Here is a 24,680-nt window from a genome sequence, read left to right on the forward strand (position 1 = left end):
TCAGGTTACGGTTACTCCCGAACGGACCACTTAAACCTAAAACTCAGCGTCTCCTCTTTTCTCTCCGCGGACGAGGTGCAGGGAGGACCACCATGACCGCCCAGACGATCAATGCCCCCGCGAAGCTCGACCCCCGCCCGCTCACCGACAGCGCCGCCAACCTGCTCGACGCGATGGCCGCGCTGCCCACCGACCACCCGTCCCGGGCCGCCCTGCGCGACCGCGCCATCGAAGCCTGGCTTCCGCTGGCGAACCACCTGGCCCACCGTTACAGCGGCCGGGGCGAGCCCAACGACGACCTGGCGCAGACCGCCGCGATCGGCCTGATCAAGGCGATCGACAAGTTCGACCCGTCCCGCGGCGTCGACTTCGCCGGCTACGCCATCCCGACCATCATCGGCGAGCTCAAGCGCCACTTCCGCGACCGCACCTGGGACATCCGGGTGCCGCGCCGGCTCCAGGAACTGCGCCTGGCGATCTCCGACGCCAACAGCACGCTGCTCCAGAGCCTCGGCCGGTCGCCGACGGTCGCCGACATCGCCGCCCACCTCAAGCTCACCGAGGAAGAGGTGCTGGAGGGCCTAGAGGGCGCCCGCGCCTACAACGCGGTGTCGCTGTCCACCCCGACCGGCGACGGCGAGCGCGCCACCGAGCTGGGCGACATGCTCGGCGGCGAGGACGGCGAGTTCGAACTGGCCGAGATGCGGGTCGCGCTCGGCCCGGCGCTTGCCACGCTCGACAAGCGCGAGCAGAAGATCCTCACGCTCCGCTTCTACGGCAACCTGACCCAGTCGCAGATCGCCGAGCAGATCGGCGTCTCGCAGATGCACGTGTCCCGGCTGCTGGCCCGGGCCCTGACGAAGCTGCGCGGCCACCTGGACGGCACCTACTGAGCATGTAAGTGCAAGGAAGGGGCCCCTATTAACGCCTGCGGTAGAGGCGGGGCCCCCTATTAACATCCCGCATCCGGCGCGGACTTCCTCGTCGGAGTCGCGGGCGATCGTCGCGGTTCACGGAGGTGTTAAGAAGGGGCCCCGCCTATACCGGAGGCGTTAAAAGGGGGCCCCTCCTTACATCGCGGGGTGGGTGCGAGAGTGGGGGCGTGCTCGCCGATGTCTCCCTCGACCTGCCGGTCCGGCCGGTGCTGCCGGCACTCGTCGCGGCCCTGCGTGAGCGGGGAGCCGGGGTGCTGGTGGCCCCGCCGGGCACCGGCAAGACCACCACCGCGCCGCTCGCGGTCGCCGACGCGGTCGCCGGGCGCGTGGTGATCGCCCAACCTCGCCGGGTCGCCGCCCGGGCCGCCGCGCACCGGATGGCCGCACTGCTCGGCGAGCGGGTCGGCGACCGGATCGGCTACGCGGTACGCGGTGAGCGCCGGGGCGGACCGCGTACCCGGGTCGAGGTGGTCACCACCGGCCTGCTCGTTCGCCGGCTGCACCACGACCCGGACCTGCCCGGGGTCGACGCGGTCCTGCTCGACGAGTGCCACGAACGGCAGCTCGACGCCGACCTGGCCCTGGCGTTCAGCGTGGAGGCCCGAGCCACCCTGCGCCCGGACCTCTGGCTGCTCGCGATGTCGGCTACCCCGCAGGCGGACCGGTTCGCCGCGCTGCTCGGCGGGGACACGCCCGCGCCAGTCGTGCGGGCCGAGGCCGCCCTGCATCCGGTCGAGCGGGTGTGGGCGCCGCCGCCGCGTCCGGTCGTCCCGCCGGGCGCCGGCCGGGTGGACCCGGCGCTGCTGGACCACGTGGCCGCCACGATCCGCCGGGCGCTGCGTGAACGCGCCGGTGACGTGCTCGTTTTCCTGCCCGGGGCGGGCGAGATCGGCTCCGTCGCCGCACGGCTGGCCGACCTGCGCGGCACGGTCGCCGTGCTGCCCCTGCACGGTCGGCTGCCCGGCCCCGCCCAGGACGCGGTGCTGAACCCGGCCGCCCGGACGAGAGCCGCCCACGCGAGAGCCGCCGACGCCGACCCGGCCGCCGCGGGCGCTGCCCACGCGAGAGCCGCCGCCACGGGCCTCGCCCACGTGAGCGACGTCGGCGCGGGCGGCGCGGACGGCGCGGACGGCGCGGACGGCGCGGACGGCGCAGGCGGCGCAGGCGCGGGCGGCGCGGGTGGCGCAGGCGCGGGCGGCGCGGGTGGCGCAGGCGCGGGCGCGGGCGGCGCCCCGACGGGCGCCGGCGGACGGCGGGTCGTGCTGGCCACGGCGGTGGCGGAGAGCAGCCTGACCGTGCCCGGGGTACGGGTGGTGGTGGACGCCGGGCTGAGCCGGGTGCCACGCACCGACCTGGCCCGTGGCCTGGGCGCGCTTGTCACCGTGCCGGTGTCCCGGGCGGCGGCCACGCAGCGGGCCGGCCGGGCCGGGCGGGAGGCGCCGGGCACGGTCTACCGCTGCTGGTCGGAGGCGGCGCACGCCCGGCTCGCCCCGCAGCCCGAACCGGAGATCGCCACCGCCGACCTGACCGGGTTCGCGCTGGAGCTGGCCGCCTGGGGCGCGCCGGACGGCACCGGCCTGGCGCTGCCCGACCCGCCGCCGCCGGCCGCGCTCACCGTCGCCCGGGAGACCCTCGCCACGCTCGGCGCGGTCGACCCGGACGGCCGGATCACCGCCCGGGGACGGGCGATCGCGTCGGTCGGCGCCCATCCCCGGCTGGCCCGGGCGCTGCTCGACGGCGCACCGAGGGTGGGCGCCGACCGGGCCGCCGAGGTGGTGGCGGTGCTGGCCGAGGAGACGCTTGGCGGCGCCGGGGACGACCTGCCGGCCCGGTGGCGCCGACTACGCGCCGCCGCCGACCCGGCCGCCACCGCCCGCTGGCGGACCGAGGTACGCCGCCTGCGGTCCGCCCTGCCCGCCGACAACCGGTCGCAGCCGCCCACCGGGAGAACCGGCCACCGACCGGAGCCATCCGCCGGGGGAACCGGCCACCGACCGGAGCCACCCGCCATGGGAACCGGCAATCGGCCGGGGCGACGTGCGGAGGAGGCCGGCGGCCGACCGGAACGCCTGCCCGACGATCTGGCCGCGGGGCTCCTGGCCGGGCTGGCGTACCCGGAGCGGTTGGCCCGGGTGCGGCGGGCCGGCGGTTCCGCGTACCTGATGGCCGGCGGGACGGCCGCGGAGCTGGCGGCCGGGTCGGGGCTGGCCGGGTCGACGTGGCTGGCCGTCGCGGCGGCCGACCGCTCCCCCGGCGCGCCGGCCGCCCGGGTGCGGCTGGCCGCGCCGATCGACGAGGTGACCGCGCGGGAGGCCGGTACGGCGTTGCTGCGCGCCGGGCGGGAGGTCGCCTGGTCCGGCGGGGACGTGGTGGCCCGGGAGGTGGTCCGCCTCGGCGCGATCGAGCTTGTCGACCGGCCGCTCGCCGCGCCCGACCCGGAGCTGGTCGCCGCGGCGGTGCTGGACGGGTTGCGGCAGGAGGGGCCGGGGTTGCTCCGCTGGACGCCGGAGGCGACCGCGCTGCGACGCCGGCTGGCCTTCTGCCGGCAGGCGCTCGGCGACGACTGGCCGGACGTGTCCGACGCCGCGCTGCTCGCCGCCGCGCCCGCCTGGCTCGGGCCGGAGCTGGGCCGGGCGCGCCGCCGTGGCGACCTGGCCCGGGTCGATGTCGCCTCGGCGTTGCGCCGGCTGCTCGACTGGCGACAGGCGGCCCGGCTCGACGAGCTGGCGCCGGAGCGGCTGGCGGTGCCGAGTGGCTCGCGGGTACGTGTGGACTATGCCGATCCGGCGGCACCGGTGCTCGCCGTGAAACTGCAGGAGACGTTCGGCTGGCGGGACGTGCCGCGCGTCGCCGACGGGCGGGTGCCGGTGCTGCTGCACCTGCTGTCCCCCGCCGGGCGGCCGGTGGCGGTCACCGCGGATCTGGAGTCGTTCTGGCGCAGCGGCTATCCGCAGGTGCGGGCGGAGCTGCGGGGGCGATACCCGCGTCACCCCTGGCCGGAGGATCCGACCACGGCCGAGCCGACCCGGCGGGCCAGCCCACGCCGGCGTTGAGCCGGCGTCACTCCTCGACGACGTCCGCGATCACCACGGTGACGTTGTCCGGGCCGCCGGCCCGCAACGCGAGGTCGATGAGCCGGGCCGCGCAGGCGTCCCGCTCCAGATGCTCGCCCAGCACCTCGGTGAGGGTGTCGGCGCGGACCACGTTGGAGAGGCCGTCGCTGCACAGCAGCCAGCGGTCACCGGGCCGGGGCACCATGGTCGCGTACGCCGGGGAGACCTGGTCGCCCTGCAACGCCTGGGTGACGACGGCGCGGCGGGGGTGGCTGCTCGCCTGGTCGGGGGTGATCAGACCCTGGTCGACGAGCATCTGCACGAAGGTGTCGTCGCGGGTGACCTGCTTGAGCACGCCCTCGCGGAACAGGTAGGCCCGGGAGTCGCCCACGTGTGCCAGCGCCAGGCAACTGCCGGTGCGGGCGAACAGCAGCGCGGTGAGCGTGGTGCCCATGCCCTGGCGCTCGGGGTCCTCCTCGACGGCCTGGCGGATTCCCACGGTGGCCCGTTCGATGGCGCCCTGGAGCGCGGCGACGAGCGCGTCCTCCGGCGTCTCCACGTCCAGCGGGGCGATCGCGTCGATCGCGATGCGGCTGGCCAGGTCGCCGGCCGCCATGCCGCCCATGCCGTCGGCGACCGCGACCAGCCAGGGGCCCGCGTGCTGCGCGTCCTGGTTGCCGCTGCGGATGAGCCCACGGTCGCTCGCTCCGGCGGAACGAAGCTTCAGGGTCATGGGACGCAGCCTGCCAGGTTGAGGGCTCGGTTGTCTCTAGGAGATCACCATCATCGTACGTGGCGCGCGGAATCCCCCCGCGCACGGGCGCACGGCCCGCCATCGGGACGGATCGATTGACAGCGCGGGAACGCGATGGAAACATCGGCCTGATATTGGGAGCGCTCCCAGCTTCCGTTCTCCCCCACCACCCCCGAGCACGGAAGGAACCTCCGTGACCCGATCCCGTCGTCGGCTGGTCGCGCTCGCCGCGACCACCACCCTGGCGCTCACCGGCCTCACCGCCGGCCCGGCCCTGGCCGAAGTGCCACCGGACGCCCCCGAACAACTGCGCAACGGCGACTTCAGCGCCGGCGTCTCCCCCTGGTTCTCCTACAGCACCGGCGAGTTGGCGGTCACCGACGGCCGGCTCTGCACCACCGTCGCCGCCGGCACGGCGAACCCCTGGGACGCCGGCATCGGCCAGGACGCGGTGCCGCTGATCCAGGGCGCCGAATACGAACTGTCCTTCGACGTCTCCGCCACCCCCGGCGCGGCCCTCAAGGCGGTGCTCCAGCTCGGCAGCGCCCCCTACACCTCGTACGCCAGCGTGGACGCCACCGCCACCACCACCGCGACGCACGTCACCACCACCTTCACCGCGCCCGCCGACAACGCCGGCGCCCAACTGATCTTCCAGATCGGCGGCAGCGCCCAGGCGCAGACGTTCTGCCTCGACAACGTGTCGCTGCGCGGCGGCGAGGCGGCCCCGCCGTACGAGCCGGACACCGGGCCCCGGGTCCGCGTCAACCAGGTCGGCTACCTGCCCGGCGGGCCGAAGCACGCCACAGTCGTCACCGACGCCACCGACCCGCTGCCCTGGCAGCTCACGTCGGCCGCCGGGGCCGTGGTCGCCAGCGGCAAGACCAGCCCGCGCGGGGAGGACGAGGCGTCCGCGCAGAACGTGCAGACCGTCGACTTCTCCGCGTACCGCAAGCCCGGCACCGGCTACACGCTCACCGTGGACGGCGAGACCAGCCACCCGTTCGACATCTCCGGCACCCTCTACGACCGGCTGCGCGCCGACTCGATGCAGTTCTTCTACGCCCAGCGCAGCGGCATCGCGATCGACGGCGACCTGATCGGCGACGAGTACGCCCGCCCCGCCGGGCACCTCGACGTCGACCCCAACAAGGGCGACACCAACGTGCCCTGCCAGCCCGGCGTCTGCGACTACAAGCTGGACGTGCGCGGCGGCTGGTACGACGCCGGCGACCACGGCAAGTACGTGGTCAACGGCGGCATCGCCACCTACCAGCTGCTGAACTCGTTCGAGCGGACCAAGACCGCGGAGACCGCCGACGGCGGCGCGGCGCTCGGCGACAGCACGCTGCGGGTGCCCGAGCGCGGCAACGACGTGCCGGACGTCCTCGACGAGGCCCGCTGGGAGCTGGACTTCCTGCTGCGCATGCAGGTGCCGGCCGGCAAGCCGCTGGCCGGGATGGTCCACCACAAGATCCATGACAAGAACTGGACCGGCCTGCCGCTGGCCCCGCAGGACGACCCGGAACTGCGCGAGCTGCACCCGCCGTCCACCGCCGCCACGCTCAACCTGGCCGCCGTCGCCGCCCAGTGCGCCCGGCTCTTCGCCCCGTACGACGCCGCCTTCGCCGCCCGCTGCGGCGAGGCCGCGAAGACCGCGTACGCGGCGGCGAAGGCGCACCCGGCGATCTACGCCTCGGCCAGCGACGGCACCGGCGGTGGCGCGTACGAGGACAACAACGTCACCGACGAGTTCTACTGGGCTGCCGCCGAGCTGTGGCTGACCACCGGCGACAAGACCTACCTGGCCGACGTCACCGGCTCGCCGCTGCACACCGCGGACGTGTTCACGCCCAACGGCGCGTTCGGCTGGCAGAGCGTGGCCGCGCTGGGCCGGCTCGACCTGGCCACCGTGCCGAACACGCTGCCGGCGGCGGAGAAGACCCGGATCCGCGCCTCGGTCACCGCCGCCGCGGACCACTACCTGGCCGCGGCCCGCGACCAGGCGTACGGGCTGCCGATGCCCGGCACCGCCGACGCGTACGTCTGGGGCAGCAACAGCAACATGGTGAACAACACGATCGTGCTTGCCACCGCGTTCGACCTGAGCCGGAACGCGAAGTACCGGGACGGGGCGGTGCAGGCCGCCGACTACCTGTTCGGCCGCAACGCCCTGAACATGTCCTACGTGACCGGTTGGGGCGAGCAGAACGCCCACAACCAGCACAGCCGCATCTTCGGCAACCAGTTGAACCCGGACCTGCCGAACCCGCCGGACGGCTCGCTCGCCGGTGGCCCGAACGCCGCCCTCCAGGACCCGTACGCGGCGAACCTGCTCGCCGGTTGCGCGCCGATGTTCTGCTACGTCGACAACATCAACTCGTACGCGACGAACGAGGTGGCGATCAACTGGAACTCGGCGCTGGCCTGGCTCGCCTCGTTCCTGGCCGACCAGGGTGACGCGGCGGCGGTGCCGGCGCCCACCTGTGCGGTCACCTACAGCACCCACGGGAGCTGGCCGGCCGGCTTCACCACCCAGGTGACGCTGCGCAACACCGGTAAGAAGGCGATCGACGGGTGGAGCCTGCGGTGGGCCTTCCTCGGCGACCAGAAGGTCAGCCACGCCTGGTCGGCGCAGGTCGACCAGGCCGGCGCCACGGTGACGGCGAAGAACCTGCCGTGGAACGCGAAACTGTCCCCCGGCACGTCCACCACGTTCGGTCTGAACGGCACAAGCGCCGGCGGCCCGAACCCCGACCCCACCCTGGTGACCCTGAACGGAAAGGCCTGCACCCTCTCCTGACCGGGTTCTCCCTCGACCGCAGATCATGGAGTTGTGGCGCCCGGGCTAATGCAGTGATCATGAAGTTGGCGGCGGTGTTGATCTACATTGATGCCGCCAACTTCATGATCACGGCGATCTCCCGCTCGGCGCCCTTTGGGAGCCCGCCCGTTGCTGATCCCGCACGGGTACGGTCCCGGGATGGCGTACCTGTTCCTGGCCCTCGCGATCGCGGCCGAGGTGATCGGCACCAGCCTGCTCAAGACGAGCGACGGCTTCACCCGGCTCTGGCCCACGGTCGGCCTGGTGGTGTGTTACCTGTCCGCGTTCGGGCTGCTCGCCCTCGTGGTCCGGGACGTCCCGGTCGGCGTCGCGTACGCGATCTGGTCCGGGCTGGGCACCGCCGCGATCATGGCGGTCGGGGCGGCGTTCCTGGGCGAGCCGCTGAGCGTGGCGAAAGTGGTCGGGGCGGGCCTGGTCATCGCCGGCGTGGTGGTGCTCAACCTGGGTGGCACGCACTGAGGCCGGGCGGGACGGACGGTCCGGGTTGGTCCCGCGCCGCGCGCAGCAGCCGGAGCTGACCGATCTCGGCCGCGTTCTTCATCAACTCGGCGTTGACCCAGCCGACCATGTGCGCGACCGTGAGTCCGGCGTCCGCCGACCACGGGAAGGCGGCGGGCCGCGCCAGGTCGTCGACGGTCAGGCGGTCGAGTTCGTCCGTCCATGTCGTCCGCAGGCCACGCAGCCAGGTGATGGTTTCCTCCCCCGGCCCCGGCCACACCACGTCCGCACGCCGTCGTGCGGGCCGCCCGACGAGGTGGTCACCGGCGACCGACCACCACCAGCCGAGATGCCAGGTGAGCCACGCGATCGTGGGCACCGGGACCGGATCCGGCTCGGTGTCGGCCCAGTCGGGACGCCAGGCACCGTCCGCGTCGCGGCGCATAGTCCAGCAGAGCGCGGCCGGCTCCCGGAGGAAGTCGTCCGGTTCCAGCCGGTCGAGGTGATACGCGAACAACGACCAGGTCAGGTCGAACTGCCAGCGCAGCAGGGCGGGAGCGGTGATGGGCATCCGGCAAGAATGGCACGGCGGGCCCCACCGATCGACCGATTTACCCACAGCGGCCGGACGGCTCAGTGAACCGGTCGGCGCATCGCGACCCGGTCGGCCGGGTCGAGTCCGAGCGCCGCCTCGGCCACGAGCAACCTGACCAGCCCCGGCGTCAGCTCCGCCCCGGACAGCTCGCGGAAGCCGCAACGCGCGTAGTAGGGCGCGTTCCACGGCACCGACCGGAACGTGGTCAGCGTCAACGCCGGCAGCCCCTGCGCCGCTGCCCACCCCGCCACGTCGTCGAGCAGGCCCCGACCGATGCCGCGCCGGGCGTACGCCGGGTCGACGCTGAGCTGCTGCACGTGCGCGGCGCCGTCGACGAGGTCGACGAGCGCGAACGCGACCGGGCGGTCGGCCGCGTCGACCGCGACCCGCAGCCGGCCGGCGCGCTGCGCGGCGGCGAGCGCGTCCAGGGGCGGCGGTGGCATGTCCGCCACCAGGCGCATGCCGATCTCCCGGAACGGCGCGCCGGAGGCCACCTCGATCCGTTGCACCTCGGTCAGCTCGTCGGCCCGGCCCGTTCTGCTGCGCTCCACAGCGCCGACCCTGGCAGAGCGGACGGGACGGGGCGAGCGGATTTCGGCGTACCCTGCACCGGTGACGCTTCCCCTGCCGGCCGGCGACTTCCGCGCGTACCTGTTCGACTGCGACGGCACTGTCGTCGACTCGATGCCGGTGCACCACCGGGCGTGGAGCGCGGCGCTTGCCGAGTGGGACTGCGAGCTGCCGGAGGACCTGTTATACGCCTGGGGTGGCCGGCCGGTCGCCGACATCGTCGTCGACCTCAACGAGCGGCACGGCCTGGCCATGCCGGTCGAGGCGGTGGCCCGCCGCCGGGAGGAGCTGTTCCAGCGGCTGCTGCCCGGGGTGACCGCCGTGCCGGAGGTGCTGGCGCACATCGAGGACGCGCACGGGCGGGTGCCGTTCGCGGTCGTCTCCGGCAGCACCCGGGAGTCGGTGACCGCCTCGCTGACCGCGCTGGGTCTGCTGGACCGCTTCGAGACGCTTGTCTGCGCCGAGGACTGCGCGCGGCCCAAGCCCGACCCGGAGGGCTACCTGCTGGCCGCTCGTCGGCTGGGCGTCGACCCGGCCGGCTGCCTCGTGTTCGAGGACACCGACCTGGGCGTGGCGGCGGCGACGGCGGCGGGCATGGCGTCGGTCCGGGTGCCGCACCCCCACGACCGCGCCCCCACCGACCCGGCCTGACCCCGACCGGCTCCCCCGCACCGCGGCATCCCGTCGATCTTGGACTTGTGGCGCCCAGGAAGTGTTGAATGCGGGCTTTGTCAACCGCCACAACTCGAAGATCGACGAACGGGGCAGGATCGCGGGATGACCGACGAACGAGGCATCACCATCCGGTCGGGCGGGCCGGGGGACGCGCCCGCCGTGCTGCGGCTGTTCGACAGCGCCATCGCGTGGCTTGCCGAACAGGGCCGGACCGGCCAGTGGGGCGTCGACCCGGCCTCGACCGACCCGCGGCGCATCGCCCAGGCCGACGCCTACGCCGCCGGCGACGGCCTGTGGTTCGCCGAGATCGACGGCACCGAGGTCGGCGCGCTCGTGGTCGGCGCGGCGACGGAGTACGTGCCGCCGGCCACCGAGCCGGAGCTGTACGTCAACCTGCTGGTCACGGACCGGGCGTACGCGGGCCTCGGGATCGGCGCGCGGCTGCTGGCGCACGCGGCGGACCTGGCCCGCGAGCGTGGGCTGGGCCTGCTGCGGGTGGACTGCTACCGGAGCCCGGACCGGGCGCTGGCGCGGTTCTACGAGGGGTGCGGCTTCACCGCCACCGACCCGTTCACGGTCGAGCGGCCGGGCCGGGCGCCGTGGCCGGGGCAGGTGCTGGCCCGCCGGCTCGACTGAGCGCCGCCGACGTCAGCCGATCTCCTCGTCCACATAGCACCAGCGCCACGACTCCCCCGGCTCGATGGAGCGCATCACCGGATGCCCGCTCGACTCGAAGTGCTTCGTGGCGTGCTGGTAGACCGAGGAATCGCAGCAGCCCACGTGCCCGCAGCTCAGGCAGGAACGCAGGTGCACCCAGTCCCGGTTGCCGACCGCCACGCAGTCGGGGCACTCGGTGGTGGTGGCGGGCTCGACGTCGCCCGCCTCGGCCAGGTGCTGGCAGCTCATTCGACAACCTCCTGTCGTAGCAGGGACTCCTCCAGGTCCAGATCACGATAGGCGCGGGTGAGCACCTCCTCCGGGATCTGGCCGGAGTCGCGGGCGGCCCGGAACACCTCCCGCTCGGCGTCGATCATCTCCTGCCGCAGTCGCGCGTACGCCTGGGAGGGGGTTTCCCGTTCGGTGCCGCCGAGCCGTTCCCACGCCAGATTGGACCGGGACGTGGTCAGCCCGCGTAGCCGGTCCACCACCGCCGGCGGGGCGTCGTCGGCCATCGCGTCGAGCCGTTCCAGGGCCGCCCGGCTGGCCCGCTGCTGCACCCCGGCGGCGGAGAGCGCGTCCTGCACCGGGTCGTCCGGGGGCAGCCGCAGCTTCCGGGCCACCCAGGGCAACGTGGCGCCCTGCCCGACCAGGGTGGCCACGATCACCGCGAAGGCCAGCCAGATCAACAGCGCCCGGGGGTACGGCCGGTCGCCGGCGAGGGTGAGCGGCAGGCCCAGCGCGGCGGCGAGCGTCACCACGCCGCGCATGCCGGCCCAGCCGATGACGATGGGGATCTGCACCGGCGGCGCGGGGTCGCGCTGTCGCACCCGGGGCACCAGCCGGGCCACGTAGGTGGCCGGGAAGACCCAGACGAACCGGGCCAGGAAGACGGCGGCCAGCACCCCGACGGTGATCCCGACGAGCGAGCCGACCGGCTCGTCGAGGTCGCGTAGCACCTCCGGCAGTTGCAGGCCGACCAGCAGGAACACCAGCCCTTCGAGTAGGAACTGGATCAGCCGCCAGAACGCGGTCACCTGCAACCGGGAGGCGGCCGACATCAGCAGGGGCAGCTTGTGCCCGATGCCGAGCCCGGTCACCACCACCGCGACCACCCCGGAGGCATGGATCTGCTCGGCGGCGAACACCACCGCGAACGGCACGATCAGCGACAACGCGTTGTCCAGCATCGGGTCGGTGACGAGTTTGTGCAGGTAGCCGAAGACCACCACGCCGAGCAGCCCGACCACGATGCCGCCACCGGTGGCGACGAGCACCTCCCGGGCCACGTAGCCGAAGCTGACCCCACCTGCGCTGGCGGTGGCGGCGACGATCGCCACCCGCAGCAGCACAAGCGCGGTGGCGTCGTTGACCAGGCTCTCGCCCTCCAGGATGGTGACGATCCGCCGGGGCAGGCCGACCCGACGGGCCACCGCGGTGGCGGCGACCGCGTCCGGCGGCGCCACCACCGCGCCGAGCGCCAGGCAGATGGCGTACGGCAGGTCGGGCAGGAACAGGTGCACGACGGTGCCCACCACGAACGCGGTGAAGATCACCAGCCCGACGGCGAGCAGCAGGATCGGCCGCAGGTTGAGCCGGAACGCCGGCACCGACGTGTTCACCGCCGCCACGTAGAGCAGCGGCGGCAGGATGCCGATGAGCACCAGATCCGGTTCCAACCGCACGTGCGGGAAGAACGGCAGGTAGGACAGCGCGAGGCCGAGCACGACAAGCAGGATCGGCGCGAGCAGGCCGAGCCGGCGGGCCAGCGCCGCGCCGAACGTGGCGATCGCCAGGAACACCACGACCTCGAACAGAGCGTCCATGGGGTACGAGCCTAGGCGGCGCCGGTGTGGCGCATGTTCACGCGGTCGGCCGCACCTTCGGCAGCACCTCGGCGCCGAACGCGTCCAGGAACGCCCGCTGCTCCTGCCCGACGTGGTGCAGGGCGATCTGGTCGAAGCCCAGCTCGACGTACTCCTCCAGCCAGCCGACGTGCCGGCCCAGGTCGGCGGAGACGTTCACCGAGTCGGTGACCCTCGACATCGGCAGGTCGGCGCTTGCCTCGTCGAAGTGCGCGGCGGTCTCCAGGTCCCAGCAGACCGGCGGGGCGAAGACGTTGCTGCGCCACTGCTCGTACGCGATCGCCTCGGCCTCGGCCTGTTCCGGCGCCCAGCTCACGTGCACCTGGAGGTGCAGCGGCCCGCGCCCGCCCGCGTCCCGGTAGGCGTCGATCATCTGCCGGAGGTGGTCGACCGGCGCGTTGACCGTGATCAGCCCGTCGGCCCACTCGGCGCACCAGCGGGCGGTGGCGACGCTCACCGCGGCGCCGACGAGCGCGGGCGGCTCCTCGGGGCGGGTCCACAGCTTCGCCCGGTCCACGGTGACCAGCCCGTCGTGGCTGACCTCCTCCCCGGCCAGCAGCGCCCGGATCACGTCGACGCACTCGCGCAGCCGGGCGCTGCGGATGTCCTTGCGGGGCCAGCGGTCGCCGGTGATGTGCTCGTTGCTCGCCTCGCCGGTGCCCAGCGCCGCCCAGAACCGTCCCGGGTACATGGCGCCGAGCGTGCCGATGGCCTGCGCGATGATCGCCGGGTGGTAGCGCTGGCCGGGCGCGTTGACCACGCCGAACGACAGGTTGGTGGCCTGGAGGGCGGCGCCGAGCCAGGACCAGGCGAAGCCGGACTGCCCCTGCCGCTCGCTCCACGGCGAGAAGTGGTCGGAACACATGGCGGCGTCGAAGCCCGCGCGTTCGGCGTGGATCACCGCCTCCAGTAGCCGGGCCGGGTGGATCTGCTCATGGGATGCGTGAAAGCCGAACGCCGTCATGGGCAGCACTCCTACCCACCCCGCCGGGGATGTAAGCAGGGGCCCCCGCTTAACGCCTCCGGTAGAGGCGGGGCCCCCGCTTAACACCTCACCTCACTCGGCGTGCGCCCCGGCGCCCGCGCCGGACTCGCCCGCGCCGATCCACACCGTCTTGGTGTTGCAGAACTCGCGCATGCCGACGGCGGACAGCTCGCGGCCGTACCCGGAGTTCTTCACGCCACCGAACGGCAGCTCCGGATAGGACGTGGTCATGCCGTTGATGAACACGTTGCCGGCGTCCAGGTCGGTGGCGAAGCGCTCCTGCTCGGCCGGGTCGGTGGTCCAGGCGTTCGAGCCCAGGCCGAACGTGGTGCCGTTGGCCACCTCGATCGCCTCGTCGTACGAGCCGACCCGGTAGAGACCGGCGACCGGCCCGAACACCTCCTCGCCCCACATCCGCATCTCCGGCCGCAGGTCGGTGACCACTGTCGGCGGGTAGTACCAGCCGTCCCCGGACGGCTTCTCGCCCCCGCAGAGCACGGTGGCGCCCTTGTCGACGGCGTCGCGCACCTGGTCGTGCACCTCGTCCCGGCCGCGCTCGCTCGCGAGCGGCCCGACGTCTGTGGCGTCGTCCATCGGGTCGCCGACGCGCAGCGCCGACATCCGGGCGGCGAACTTCTCGGCGAACGCGTCGAAGACGTCTGTGTGCACGATGAACCGTTTGGCCGCGATGCAGGACTGGCCGTTGTTCTGGCAGCGGGCCGTGGTGGCGACCTCGGCGGCCTTGTCCAGGTCGGCCGAGGGCATCACCACGAACGGGTCGCTGCCGCCCAGTTCCAGCACGGTCTTCTTGATCTCCCGGCCGGCGATCTGGGCGATGGAGCGCCCCGCCGGTTCGCTGCCGGTGAGGGTGGCGGCCCGCACCCGAGGGTCGCTCAGGATCCGGTCGACCGCGCCGGAGCCGACGAGCAGCGTGGTGAACGCGCCTTCGGGGAAGCCGGCGCGGCGGAACACGTCCTCCAGGTAGAGCGCGGTCTGCGGGACGTTCGAGGCATGCTTGAGCAGGCCGGTGTTGCCGGCCATCAGGGCCGGCGCGGCGAAGCGCATCACCTGCCAGAGCGGGAAGTTCCACGGCATCACCGCGAGCACCGGGCCGATCGGCTGGTAGCGGACGTACGCCCGCTTCGCCTTGACCGCGGCGGCGTCGGCGGGCACGTCGGCGAGCATCCGCGGCGCGTTCCCGGCGTAGAAGCGGCAGGCGGTGGCGCACTTGGTGACTTCCGCCTTGGCCGCCGCGAACGTCTTGCCCATCTCGGTGGTCATCAGCCGGGCGGTCTCGTCCCGCTCGGCGTCGAGCAGGTCGGCGGCGGCGACGAGCCACCCGGCCCGCTGGTCGACGCCTGTGTCGCGCAACTGCCGGAAGGCGAGGTCGGCCCGCTCGATCGCGGCGTCGATCTGCTCCTCCGACATCGCGTCGTACGTCTTGAGCACCTGTCCGGTGGCGGGATTGGTGGTGGCGATGGGCATCTCGTACTCCTGTCACTCGAACAGCGAGTGCCGCACGCCCGGCTCCTCCCGGCGGCGAGCGGCGCGACGGCGCTGGATGACGACCATATCGACCACGGCCACCACGGCGAGGATCGCGCAGACGACGCCCAGCCAGGCCAGGCCGGCGACGAACGCGAGCACCGCGAGGACGGTCATCACGACCAAACCGAACAGCGCCAGCACGAGGCGCAGGTTCAGCGCGCTGTTCGCGTGGCCGACCGTGCCACGGGCGCGGCGGGGCTGTGCTCGGGTCATTCTTCCCGGCTACCCCGACACGGCCGGGGTTAACCGGCGGGACCCGCCGCGCCGGTGATCCCGGACACGGCGCGGGCGGCCGGCGGACGCGACCACCGGGGGGACGCGTTGGATCGTGCTGCCGGCTCCGGCGGAGATCCCGCCGCGGTGGAGAGGATGGCATGACCACGATGCAGGCCGGACCCGTGACCGTCGCCGTGTCCCGGCGCGCCGACCCGGCCCGTACCGGCGAGATGGTGGCGTGGATGCGGGCCGGCACGGCGCTCGCGGAGAGTTTCCCCGGGTTCCTCGGCGCCGGCTTCGTCCGCAGCGCGCCCGGTTCCGCCGACTGGCACGTGATGTACCGGTTCGCCGATGCGGACACGCTGCGCGGCTGGGAGGATTCGTCGCAGCGGCACTGGTGGCTGAGTTCGGCGCAGGGCATCGTCGAGCACACCCGGGTGGAGCGCCGCACCGGCATCGAGGGCTGGTTCGACCCGCCGGTGGACCACGTGGTGGAGACGTTCGGGAAGGCGGAGCCGGCCGCGCCGCCGCGCTGGAAACAGGCGGTCACCATCTGGCTGGCGTTCTTCCCGCTCAGCCTCACCGCCACGCTGCTGACCTCCCGGTTCCTCGCCGACGTGCCGCTGGCGGCGCGGACGCTGCTGATGACGCTCTGTCTCACCCCGCTGATGACCTACCTGGTGCTGCCGCGGATCACCCGCGCGCTGCACTGGTGGCTGCACGGAAAGCCCGCGCCCTGGCGCAGCACGCTCACGTGAACGACGGGGGTCGATGCAAGAAAGGCGACAGACCTCCCGTACGGACGGTCCAGGGGCATAGGGTCGACATGCTGCTCCGTGCCGCCGGACGGAGGACCGGATGCCTCGACGTTGGATCGCCGCGCTCGCCTGCCTCGCGGCGCTTGTGGCGCTGGCCTGTGACGGCTCCGGCTCGGCGTCGCCCCGCCCGTCCGGATCGGCCCGACCCGGCGACCCCCGGGTGCTGACCGCGCTCGGCGACTCGGTCACCACCGGCTTCGGCTCCTGCCTGGTGCTGGTGAGCTGCGAACGCAACTCCTGGTCGACCGGGGACAGCCTGCGGGTGGAGAGCCTCTTCCGGCGGCTGCGCGCGGACGTGCCGGCGTTGCGCGGGGACAACCGGGCGGTGCCCGGCGCCCGCGCGGCCGGGCTCGCCGACCAGGCCCGATCCGCCGTACGCGACAAGGCCGACCTGGTCACCATACTGATCGGGGCGAACGACGCCTGCCGCGACGACGTCGACGCGATGACGCCGACCGCCACGTTCCGGGAGCAGGTCGACGCGGCGCTGGCCGTGCTGCGTAAGGGCCGGCCGAAGGCCCGGGTGCTTGTGGTGAGCATCCCGGACCTGTACCGACTCTGGGTGATCGGGCATACCGAGAAACGGGCCGTCCGGGCCTGGTCGCACGGCGTCTGCCCGGCGCTGCTGGCCGACGCCACGTCCACCACGGCCGCCGCGAAGGCCCGCCGGGCCCGCGTCCGGGACCAGATCGACGCGTACGACGAGCAGCTCCGCGGCGCCTGCCGGGCCTACGGATCGCGCTGCCGGTGGGACGGCGGCGCGGCGCACCGCCTCCGGTTCAGCCTGGACCAGGTGAACTCGCTCGACTGGTTCCACCCGAACGCCGCCGGTCAGGGCCGGCTGGCCGAGGTGGCCTGGAACGCTTCCGGCTGGGCCCGCGACTGAGGCCGGGCCGCCTCTCCCCGGCGCGGCCGGGCCCGGCGCGGGCCGGTCAGGGCTGGCGCGGGCCGGTCAGGGCTGGCGCGGGCCGGGGATCTGACGGCCGGTGCCGCGGTAGAGCGCGCGGGCCCGGTCGGCGAGTTCCTTGGTGGCCGAGGAGTTGGCCCAGGTGCCGAGGATGATCGCGGCGCCGGGGATGACCTTGGCGAACATCCGCTTGGCGGCGCGTACCCCGGCCATCCGGGCCAGCCGGACACCGAGTTGCAGCATCACCCGGCCCAGCGCCCGGTCGCCGGACGAGCCGAACAACGCGCCGGCCCGTTCCCGGCCGGCGGCCACGCCGAGCGCCAGCCGGGCGGCCTCGGCGGCCTTGTGCACCCGCTGGAGCACCAGCAGGTCGGTGGCCCGGTCGGGGTTCGTCGGGTCGGCGCCGTAGGCGGCGGCCACGTGCAGCACCAGCCGGGCCTGGGTCCAGGCCAGCACACCGACGTCGATCACCGCGCCGGGCAGCCCGGCGGCGCCGGAGACCGCGCCGGAGAGCCGGGCGTGGTTGACGAACTTGCGGACCGCCAGGTCGGCCAACTGCTCGGGGGGCGCGTCCGGCCGCTGCGCCCGTTCCCGGGCGGCCCACTGCGCGGCCTCCGGACCCAGTCGACGCACCGCCTCCAGGGCCAGGTGCTCCGGCGCGTACTGCGGGTCCTCGCGCATCCGGTCCCAGAGGGTGGCCGGGGGCCCGTCGGGCACCTCCACCGGCGGGACCGGGACGGCGGGGACGGCGTTCGGCTCCCCGTCGACGGGGGCGGGGTCGGTCACGGGACGCTCCGGGGCTCGTCGTACGGGGGCGGGCCGGTCAGCGGCGGCGCGTCGAGGAGAGGCGGGTGGCGATCTGCCGCAGCCGCTCCTGGTTCTGCGGCTTGGCCATCTCGCGCCACCCCCGGTCGACCAACTGCTGCCCGCGCGGGGACCGCAGGAAGGTGGTGATCCGTTGCATAAGCGTCATGGCGTCCTCCAGTCCGCGGTCCCCTTCATGTGTACCGGGAACCCGCAAGCCCCTGATACCCGGACCGGCGCTCCGGCAACCGTCCACTCCGGTCAGCCGAGGATCTCCGCCACCACCGTGCCCGCGTTCCACTCGTGCTGCGCGTACGCGTCGGGGAAGGCCGAGATCTGCACCGCCTGGGCGGCGACGGACAGCGGCAGGTCCTGCCAGCCGGGGATCTCCTGCAGCGCGAACAGGAACGCCCTGGTCGCGTACCTGGGGTCCATCAGCTCGGCGACGGTGCCCCAGCCGCTGCTGGGGCGCTGCTGGAACAGCCCGACCGAGTCGTGGTCCCAGCCGATGGCCTGGTGCGGGTAGTTCTGGGACTCGGGCAGCACGCCGCTGGCGTAGTTGAGCAGGGTGCTCTCCTGCATCGCGGTGGCCACCGCGATGACCAGGCCGCGGCGCGGTACGCCCATCTCCCGGCCGGCCCGGACGATCTTCGTGGCGTTGTCCATCTGGATGCGGTTCAGCCCGGCGACCGGGACGATCCGGCGCGGTTCCGGCTTGCGCTTGACCGTGACCTTCGGCTTCGGCTTGGCGGTCGCCGAGGGGCTTGCGCTGGGGGTGGCCGGGGCGGTGCTCGGGGCGGTCGTGCTCGGGGCGGCGCTCGGGCGGGCCAGGCCACGCGAGGCGGCGCCGAGCGCGGCCCGCTCGGCGATCTCCGCGGCGGGGGCCGGCTTCGTCGTCGTCCGGTCGGCCGCGAAGCCGAACTGGCTGACGCCAACCAGGCCGAGGCAGCAGGCCGCGCCGGCGGCGACCACCAGCTTGGCGCGGTGGTTCATCACCCCCCGCAGGCGGGTACGCCGAGTGCCGTCGTCCTGCGACGAGGAAGCGGTTGTCCGGTAGGTCGAGGGGGTATCGTCCAAACGGTCAGCCGGGCGGCCGGGGCCGTTCGGGTGTTCAGGGGTGCCGTTGTCACGCATCCGACGAGGCTAGACAGGGCAAACCGGGATCACCCAGACCCATAAGGTGACCCCCGTCACACTATCTCCATGATCATTCGGACATCGATGCGGGACCCTGCCCGGCGCGCCGTCAACCTCACCGAACGGTCGAACCTCCGATCCGCCGCGAAGCTTGCCCGCCGGGGCAGGAACGTCGCAGCCGCTCCCCGCCCCACGGATGATCGACAAACTCGTCCTTTCGGCCGATCCGGGATGGGCCGCCGGACCGGGGCGTAGCCGAATTGTGATCACCATCCGGGCTCCGGACGGGTCCGTAACGGAATGGACCACGTACCCCGGTACGTTTGCCGAATCGGGGACGCCGTTCGCGCGCGGCGCTCCCGTACGCGTCGACAGGGAGGACCCACCGGTGCTCGACCCACACGAGCTCTACGAACTCACCGACGAGCTGCCCGACGTCGGCCAACCGGTGCTGATCCAGGCGCTCACCGGCTTCGTCGACGCCGGCAGCGCCACCCGACTGGCCCGGGAGCAGCTCCTCACCGCGCTGGACGCCCGGATGATCGCCCGCTTCGACATCGACCAGATCTACGACTACCGCTCCCGCCGGCCGGTGATGACCTTCGTCGAGGACCACTGGGCCGACTACGACACCCCGACGCTCGAACTGCACCTGCTGCACGACGACGACGAGACCCCGTTCCTCCTGCTCACCGGCCCCGAGCCGGACGTGCAGTGGGAGCGGTTCGTGGCCTCCGTCGCCGGGCTGTCGGCCCGTCTCGACGTCCGGCTCACGGTCGGGCTCAACTCGATCCCGATGGCGGTGCCGCACACCCGACCCAGCGGCGTCACCGCGCACGCCACCCGGCCGGAGCTGATCGCCGGCCACGAGCCGTGGCTCCAGAAGGTGCAGGTGCCGGCCAGCGTCGGGCACCTGCTGGAATACCGGCTCGGCGAGCAGGGGCGCGACGCGCTCGGCTTCGCCGCCCACGTGCCGCACTACGTCGCCCAGACCGAATACCCGGCCGCCGCGGAGGCGCTGCTCGCCGCCGTGTCCCGGAGCACCGGGCTGCTGCTGCCGAGCGACGGCCTGCGCACCGCGGCCGAGGCGATCCGGGTGGAGATCGACCGCCAGGTGGCCCAGACCGAGGAGGCGGCCACGCTTGTCGCGGCGCTCGAGGAGCAGTACGACACGTTCGCCCGGGGTCGCGGTGAGAAGAGCCTGCTCGCCACCGAGACCGGCCCACTGCCCTCCGCCGACGAGCTCGGCGCCGAGCTGGAACGCTTCCTCGCCGAGCAGACCCGCCCGGGCGACACCCCGGAACGCTGACGCCGGGCGGGCCGGGCGAGCCGGGCCGGGATGCGGCAGGCTGGGGGCATGCGCCTGGCGACCTGGAACGTCAACTCGGTGAAGGCCCGTCTCCCCCGGCTGCTCGACTGGCTGGGCACCACGAAACCCGACGTCGTCTGTCTCCAGGAGACGAAGTGCCCGGACGGGGCGTTCCCCGTCGCCGAGGTCGGCGAGCTGGGCTACGAGGTGGCCAGCCACAGCGACGGGCGGTGGAACGGCGTGGCCGTGCTGTCCCGGGTCGGGCTGGCCGACGTCACGGTCGGGTTCCCCGGCGAGCCCGGGTTCCCCGAACCCGAGGCCCGCGCCATCGCGGCCACCTGCGCCGGCCTGCGGGTCTGGTCGGTGTACGTGCCGAACGGCCGCGCCCCGGACGACCCGCACTACACGTACAAGCTGGCCTGGTTCGCGGCGCTGCGCGACGCGCTGGAGCCGGAGGTGGCCGCCGCCCTCCCGCTCGCCGTCTGCGGCGACTTCAACGTCGCGCCCACCGACGCCGACGTCTGGGACCCGGCGCTGTTCGCCACCTCCACCCACGTGACGCCTGCCGAACGGGCCGCCCTGGCCGCGCTGCGCGACCTGGGCCTGGCCGACGTGGTGCCCACCCCGATGAAGGGACCGCACCCGTACACCTACTGGGACTACCGCGCCGGCATGTTCCACCAGAACAAGGGCATGCGGATCGACCTGGTGTACGCCACCGCGCCGTTCACGGACGCGGTCCGCTCCGCGTACGTGGATCGGGAGGCCCGCAAGGGCAAGGGCCCTTCCGACCACGCCCCGATCGTGGTCGACGCCGACCTGGTGCCCGCCGTCGAGGCGCTCTGACCGGCCGCCGACGCGGGCGGCGGGCGCCGACGCGGGCGGCGGGCGCCGACGCGGGCGGCGCTGGTTAGGGTGGACGCATGGCAGTCGTGAAAATCAATGCGATCGACGTCCCGCCCGACGCCGGCGAGGAGTTGGAGAAGCGGTTCGCGGCCCGGGCCGGCGCGGTGGAGAACTCCCCCGGCTTCCTCGGCTTCGAGCTGCTCCGCCCGGTCGCCGGCGAGACCCGCTATTTCGTCTACACCAGGTGGGAGACGGAAGAGGCATACCAGGCGTGGGCGCAGGGCCCGTCCCGGGCGGCGCACGTCGGCGCCGGCGGCGAGCCCCGCAAGCCGGTGGCCACCGGCGCCACCCTCCTGGAGTTCGAGGTAGCCCTCCAGCTCCCCACTCCCTGAGCACCCGGCCACGGCTTCGGTGATCATGAAGTTGGCGGCCCTTCCTGTCCGTTTCCTCGACGTCAACTTCATGATCACGGTCAGCGGCGCTTTGATTCCATGGCGGTAAAGACTTCCACGAACTCGGTTATCGCCCAGTCCAGTTGGTTGCAGGTATGCCAGTCGACGCAGCTCAGGCACCCCAGTCGTCGCGGAGTGACGCTGGCCGCGAGGAAGTGGTTGTGGAGAGTCCGCTTGACTTCGAAGAGTCTGCGGAAGGCAGAGTCTTCGGAGGGGTCATCCATCGGCACGGCGAGAACACCCTCCCGAGCGAGCATGGTTGGGGCCCGCCCAGGGGGGGCAGAGTCCATGCGTCGTGCTCCCCCGGGCGGTTTCATGGCGCGGGCCGTCGTTGCCGAACGAAGAGACCTAGCCGCGACCAACAGCTTAGAGACCTTTCGTACCTAAGGCAATGCTGGTCTTGAAGGTGCACACTTCTCGTGATCCGATCAGAGGTGCCGAACGAAGGAACCTCGACATGCCCATACCGACTGGCGGCTACCGGGAGGTGGCCGAAGATCTGGCTACCCGCATCAAGAGTGGCGAGCACCCACCAGGTGAGCGATTGCCGACTTACAAGGAGCTTGCCGACCTGTACAGCGTCAGCGTCACGACCGTGCAGAGGGCAATCATCATCCTTCAGGATCGCGGCCTTGTGGTCGGTCTACAGGGTCGCGGCCTGTGGGTTGCTGAGGAGCTTCGGGGCTGAGATCAACCACTTCCCACCACCCACTATCGGAGACCACGCCGGATCTTGGAAGGAAATGGCCCCCGGAGGGGCCTTCCGCTTCCAAGATCTCTGCGGGACTGGTCAGCGCGGACGTGTGGTGAGCAGAGAGGCGAAGACGATCACGTTGTCCTCGTAGCCGGTGCGACCGCCCAGCCACGTGCCGCCGCAGGTGATCAGGCGCAGCTCCGCCGGGCCGGAGTCGCCGTAGACCCGGGCGGCGGGCAGTCTCGCCTTGTCGAAGTTCTCCACGCTGTCGACCTTGAACGTCACCACGCTGCGGTCGGCGCGGGTCACCTGGATCCGGGCGCCCGGCTTGAGTTGGCGCAGGCGGTAGAACACGGCCGGCCCGCTCTTGGTGTCGACGTGACCGACGATGATCGCCCGGCCGGGTTCGCCCGGCACCGCGCCCCGGTCGTACCAGCCGGTCTGGTCGGTCTCGGTAAGCGGCGGCACGTCCACCGACCCGTCCCGCGCCTGACCGACCGGGGTGACCGGCGCGGTGACCTTGATGGCCGGCACGGACAGGCGGACCGGAAGGCTGGCCGGTTTCCGGGCCGGCGCCGGGGCCGGCCCGGACGCTACCGCCGCACTCGACCCGGCCGACGCCTCGGCCCAGTCGAACGGCCCGGCGGTACGGCCGAGCCCCGCCCCGACGGCGAATACGCCGAGCAGCACCAGCACGACGGCAAACGGTTTCGACCAGGAGCTCCGCCTCCGATCCCGCTCCACCGGCGACCCAGCAGGCGACGACCCAGCGGGCGGCGGACCGGCGGGCGGCGGACCGGCGGACGACAGAAAGGCTGGCGGCGGACCGGCGGACCCGGATCCGGATCCGGATCGCACGGGCAGCGGACCGGCCGAGGGCGGTGTCCATGGACGGGATGCGGCAGGCGGCGGCATCCAGGGCCGCGATGCGGACGGCGGGACGTGCGCCGTCCGGGCCGCGGCGGGCGGCACGCCAGCAGGTGGCGGATCGGCCGGCGGCGGACTCCAGGGCCGAGAACCGGAGCGTGAACCGGATCCCGCCGCGGCGTCGGCAGCAGGAGCAACGGGCGGGACAGCGGCGGCACGAGAACCAACGGGCGGCCGGCCGGCGGCACGAGGACCGGCGGGCGGGGCGGCGGGCGGGGGCAGGGCGACGAACGGCCAACCGGAGCGCCGGGAACCGGCGGGCGGCGGGGCGGTGTGGTCGGCCATGGCGGGGCTCAGCGCCGCGCGGCGTGACGGCGGGAGGCGGCCACCCCGAGCCCGGCGCCGACCATGGTCAGCGCCAACCCGAACGGCACCAGCAGGCCGCCGAGGCCGGTGCCGGCGGTGCCGCCGAAGCCGGTGGCCGGGCCGCGGCTCGGGAAGTGGCTGGGCGGGTGACTCGGCGGCCGGGTCGGCTGCGCCCGCTTGACCACCTGGAGCATGGTGGACGCGGTTTCCCCGCCCGGACATTCGAGCTTGACCCGGTAGTTGCCGGGCCGGGTGCGCTCGTTGACCATCGGCGACGCGGTGAGCAGGCCGCGTTGCGGCTGCACCTGGATCCGGCCGAAGGCGTCGGAGACGACGATCGCCGGCACCGAGTTGTCCCGGCAGCTGGCCCGGATGCCGACCAGGTAGCCCGGTTCCACCGTGCCCGGGGTGACCTCCACGAAGATCACATCACCCGCGCCCGGCTGCTCCGGCATCGGCTCGGCGACGCGCGGCGCGGCCTGGGTGGGCGTCGCGCCGAGCAGCGGGACGGCGCACGCGACGGCCGCGACCAGCAGCGCCACCCGTCCCCTGACTGAACCCATGACCCCTCCCGGCGTACGGGATGAATCCTCTCACCCCCGGCCGCACCTCACATCCGATCGGCGCGGCAGTCGCGTAGGCTCGGGTCGCTGTGACCACCACCGACGCCCCCGCCGCCCGCATCCGCACCTTCCATCCGCGTCGCGGGCGGATGAGCGACCGACAGCGCGACGCGCTGGCGCGGCTCTGGCCCGCGTACGGCCTCCGGATCGCCGCCCTCGACGGGCCGTGCGATCCGACGGCGCTGTTCGACAGGCGGGCGCCACTGGTGCTGGAGATCGGCTCCGGCATGGGCGACGCCACCGCCGCCATGGCGGCGGCCGACCCGAGCCGACACTATCTGGCGGTCGAGGTGCACACGCCGGGAATCGCCAACCTGCTGGAGCTTGTGGAACGGCACCGGCTGGGCAACGTCCGGGTGGCCGAGGGGGACGCGTTGGACCTGGTCCGGGCCATGCCGGAGGGCTGCCTGGACGCGGTGCACGTCTACTTTCCCGACCCGTGGCCGAAGACCCGCCACCACAAGCGGCGGATCATCGCGCCGGCGCACGTGGCGCTGCTGCGATCCCGGCTGGCGTCGGGCGGCACGGTGCACTGCGCCACCGACTGGGCGGAGTACGCGGAGTCGATGCGGGCGACGCTTACCGCCGACCCGGAGCTTGTCGACGTGCACGGCGGGTACGCGCCCCGGCCGGCGCACCGGCCGGTGACGAAGTTCGAGCGTCGTGCGTTGGCCGCCGGCCGGGAGGTATTCGACCTGATGCACAGGAGACGCTGAACCCG

General features: G+C 73.4%; 25 protein-coding genes and 2 pseudogenes. 14 read left to right on the top strand and 13 right to left on the bottom strand.

Features of this window, described 5'->3' with window-relative positions:
- Positions 1 to 92 precede the first annotated feature (92 nt).
- The 3 genes and pseudogenes from SM450_RS17610 to SM450_RS17620 all read left to right on the top strand — a co-directional run.
- Positions 93 to 893, top strand: a complete 801-nt coding sequence (locus tag SM450_RS17610; protein WP_474620815.1) for a SigB/SigF/SigG family RNA polymerase sigma factor — start codon at positions 93 to 95, stop codon at positions 891 to 893.
- A 209-nt stretch (positions 894 to 1,102) separates the two neighbouring features.
- Positions 1,103 to 1,975: pseudogene (locus SM450_RS17615) on the top strand (DEAD/DEAH box helicase); the annotation flags it as partial.
- Between the two features lie 210 nt (positions 1,976 to 2,185).
- Positions 2,186 to 3,988: pseudogene (locus SM450_RS17620) on the top strand (ATP-dependent helicase C-terminal domain-containing protein); the annotation flags it as partial.
- A 7-nt stretch (positions 3,989 to 3,995) separates the two neighbouring features.
- On the opposite strand, the gene SM450_RS17625 reads toward SM450_RS17620, so the two are convergent.
- Positions 3,996 to 4,721 carry a PP2C family protein-serine/threonine phosphatase gene (locus SM450_RS17625; RefSeq protein ID WP_474620816.1) on the bottom strand — a complete coding sequence of 242 codons (726 nt, stop codon included), beginning with the start codon at positions 4,719 to 4,721 and terminating at the stop codon, positions 3,996 to 3,998.
- Positions 4,722 to 4,935: 214 nt separating this feature from the next.
- Here SM450_RS17625 and SM450_RS17630 point away from each other — a divergent pair, with 214 nt between their 5' ends.
- Together SM450_RS17630 and SM450_RS17635 are read left to right on the top strand one after the other, a co-directional pair.
- Positions 4,936 to 7,545: a glycoside hydrolase family 9 protein gene (locus SM450_RS17630; RefSeq protein WP_474620817.1), complete on the top strand. Its 2,610-nt coding sequence runs from the start codon at positions 4,936 to 4,938 to the stop codon at positions 7,543 to 7,545.
- A 180-nt stretch (positions 7,546 to 7,725) separates the two neighbouring features.
- Positions 7,726 to 8,046 carry a DMT family transporter gene (locus SM450_RS17635; RefSeq protein WP_474620818.1) on the top strand — a complete coding sequence of 107 codons (321 nt, stop codon included), beginning with the start codon at positions 7,726 to 7,728 and terminating at the stop codon, positions 8,044 to 8,046.
- On the opposite strand, the gene SM450_RS17640 is transcribed toward SM450_RS17635, so the two are convergent.
- Positions 8,024 to 8,596, bottom strand: coding sequence for a DinB family protein (locus SM450_RS17640; protein WP_474620819.1), 573 nt, complete (start codon positions 8,594 to 8,596; stop codon positions 8,024 to 8,026). The two genes, SM450_RS17635 and SM450_RS17640, sit on opposite strands and share 23 nt — an antisense overlap.
- Before the next feature lie 62 nt (positions 8,597 to 8,658).
- Complete coding sequence (locus SM450_RS17645) at positions 8,659 to 9,171, bottom strand: GNAT family N-acetyltransferase (protein ID WP_474620820.1); 513 nt, start codon at positions 9,169 to 9,171, stop codon at positions 8,659 to 8,661.
- Between the two features lie 61 nt (positions 9,172 to 9,232).
- On the opposite strand from SM450_RS17645, the gene SM450_RS17650 reads away from it, so the two are divergent.
- Both SM450_RS17650 and SM450_RS17655 read left to right on the top strand, forming a co-directional pair.
- Positions 9,233 to 9,841: an HAD family hydrolase gene (locus SM450_RS17650; RefSeq protein WP_474620821.1), complete on the top strand. Its 609-nt coding sequence runs from the start codon at positions 9,233 to 9,235 to the stop codon at positions 9,839 to 9,841.
- A 126-nt stretch (positions 9,842 to 9,967) separates the two neighbouring features.
- Positions 9,968 to 10,501: a GNAT family N-acetyltransferase gene (locus SM450_RS17655; RefSeq protein WP_474620822.1), complete on the top strand. Its 534-nt coding sequence runs from the start codon at positions 9,968 to 9,970 to the stop codon at positions 10,499 to 10,501.
- Between the two features lie 12 nt (positions 10,502 to 10,513).
- On the opposite strand, the gene SM450_RS17660 is transcribed toward SM450_RS17655, so the two are convergent.
- From SM450_RS17660 to SM450_RS17680, 5 genes are all read right to left on the bottom strand, one after another.
- A complete protein-coding gene (locus SM450_RS17660) occupies positions 10,514 to 10,771 on the bottom strand; it encodes a UBP-type zinc finger domain-containing protein (RefSeq protein ID WP_474620823.1) in 258 nt (85 codons plus the stop codon).
- Complete coding sequence (locus SM450_RS17665; RefSeq protein WP_474620824.1) at positions 10,768 to 12,348, bottom strand: Na+/H+ antiporter; 1,581 nt, start codon at positions 12,346 to 12,348, stop codon at positions 10,768 to 10,770. Before SM450_RS17665 ends, SM450_RS17660 begins: the two co-directional genes overlap by 4 nt.
- Positions 12,349 to 12,385: 37 nt before the next feature.
- Positions 12,386 to 13,351, bottom strand: coding sequence for a TIGR03885 family FMN-dependent LLM class oxidoreductase (locus SM450_RS17670; RefSeq protein ID WP_474620825.1), 966 nt, complete (start codon positions 13,349 to 13,351; stop codon positions 12,386 to 12,388).
- A gap of 93 nt (positions 13,352 to 13,444) precedes the next feature.
- Positions 13,445 to 14,857, bottom strand: coding sequence for an NADP-dependent succinic semialdehyde dehydrogenase (locus SM450_RS17675; protein WP_474620826.1), 1,413 nt, complete (start codon positions 14,855 to 14,857; stop codon positions 13,445 to 13,447).
- A gap of 12 nt (positions 14,858 to 14,869) precedes the next feature.
- Positions 14,870 to 15,133, bottom strand: a complete 264-nt coding sequence (locus SM450_RS17680; RefSeq protein ID WP_474620827.1) for a DUF6343 family protein — start codon at positions 15,131 to 15,133, stop codon at positions 14,870 to 14,872.
- Between the two features lie 161 nt (positions 15,134 to 15,294).
- On the opposite strand from SM450_RS17680, the gene SM450_RS17685 reads away from it, so the two are divergent.
- Entirely contained in the window at positions 15,295 to 15,894 is a 600-nt protein-coding gene (locus SM450_RS17685) for an antibiotic biosynthesis monooxygenase (protein WP_474620828.1), read from the top strand.
- A 100-nt stretch (positions 15,895 to 15,994) separates the two neighbouring features.
- Complete coding sequence (locus SM450_RS17690) at positions 15,995 to 16,840, top strand: GDSL-type esterase/lipase family protein (protein WP_474620829.1); 846 nt, start codon at positions 15,995 to 15,997, stop codon at positions 16,838 to 16,840.
- 66 nt (positions 16,841 to 16,906) lie between these two features.
- Here SM450_RS17690 and SM450_RS17695 read toward each other — a convergent pair whose 3' ends face one another.
- The 3 genes from SM450_RS17695 to SM450_RS17705 all read right to left on the bottom strand — a co-directional run bounded on the left by SM450_RS17695 (position 16,907) and on the right by SM450_RS17705 (position 18,799).
- Positions 16,907 to 17,647, bottom strand: a complete 741-nt coding sequence (locus SM450_RS17695) for an EcsC family protein (RefSeq protein ID WP_474620830.1) — start codon at positions 17,645 to 17,647, stop codon at positions 16,907 to 16,909.
- A 37-nt stretch (positions 17,648 to 17,684) separates the two neighbouring features.
- Positions 17,685 to 17,834, bottom strand: coding sequence for a hypothetical protein (locus tag SM450_RS17700; protein WP_474620831.1), 150 nt, complete (start codon positions 17,832 to 17,834; stop codon positions 17,685 to 17,687).
- 92 nt (positions 17,835 to 17,926) lie between these two features.
- Positions 17,927 to 18,799 (bottom strand): peptidase M23, encoded by an 873-nt coding sequence (locus tag SM450_RS17705; protein WP_474620832.1) that lies wholly within the window; start codon positions 18,797 to 18,799, stop codon positions 17,927 to 17,929.
- Between the two features lie 391 nt (positions 18,800 to 19,190).
- On the opposite strand from SM450_RS17705, the gene SM450_RS17710 reads away from it, so the two are divergent.
- The 4 genes from SM450_RS17710 (at position 19,191) to SM450_RS17725 (ending at position 22,097) form a co-directional block, all read left to right on the top strand.
- A complete protein-coding gene (locus SM450_RS17710; RefSeq protein WP_474620833.1) occupies positions 19,191 to 20,111 on the top strand; it encodes a proteasome assembly chaperone family protein in 921 nt (306 codons plus the stop codon).
- A gap of 48 nt (positions 20,112 to 20,159) precedes the next feature.
- Positions 20,160 to 20,957: an exodeoxyribonuclease III gene (locus SM450_RS17715; protein ID WP_474620834.1), complete on the top strand. Its 798-nt coding sequence runs from the start codon at positions 20,160 to 20,162 to the stop codon at positions 20,955 to 20,957.
- 77 nt (positions 20,958 to 21,034) lie between these two features.
- Positions 21,035 to 21,349: an antibiotic biosynthesis monooxygenase family protein gene (locus SM450_RS17720; RefSeq protein WP_474620835.1), complete on the top strand. Its 315-nt coding sequence runs from the start codon at positions 21,035 to 21,037 to the stop codon at positions 21,347 to 21,349.
- 517 nt (positions 21,350 to 21,866) lie between these two features.
- A complete protein-coding gene (locus tag SM450_RS17725; RefSeq protein WP_474620836.1) occupies positions 21,867 to 22,097 on the top strand; it encodes a winged helix-turn-helix domain-containing protein in 231 nt (76 codons plus the stop codon).
- 102 nt (positions 22,098 to 22,199) lie between these two features.
- Here SM450_RS17725 and SM450_RS17730 read toward each other — a convergent pair whose 3' ends face one another.
- Entirely contained in the window at positions 22,200 to 22,847 is a 648-nt protein-coding gene (locus tag SM450_RS17730; protein WP_474620837.1) for a class F sortase, read from the bottom strand.
- Between the two features lie 476 nt (positions 22,848 to 23,323).
- Complete coding sequence (locus SM450_RS17735) at positions 23,324 to 23,899, bottom strand: hypothetical protein (RefSeq protein ID WP_474620838.1); 576 nt, start codon at positions 23,897 to 23,899, stop codon at positions 23,324 to 23,326.
- Positions 23,900 to 23,988: 89 nt separating this feature from the next.
- Between SM450_RS17735 and trmB the strand changes: the two genes are divergently transcribed.
- A complete protein-coding gene (gene trmB / locus SM450_RS17740) occupies positions 23,989 to 24,675 on the top strand; it encodes a tRNA (guanosine(46)-N7)-methyltransferase TrmB (protein WP_474620839.1) in 687 nt (228 codons plus the stop codon).
- Positions 24,676 to 24,680: the final 5 nt, after the last annotated feature.

Source organism: Micromonospora marincola, assembly GCF_056150385.1.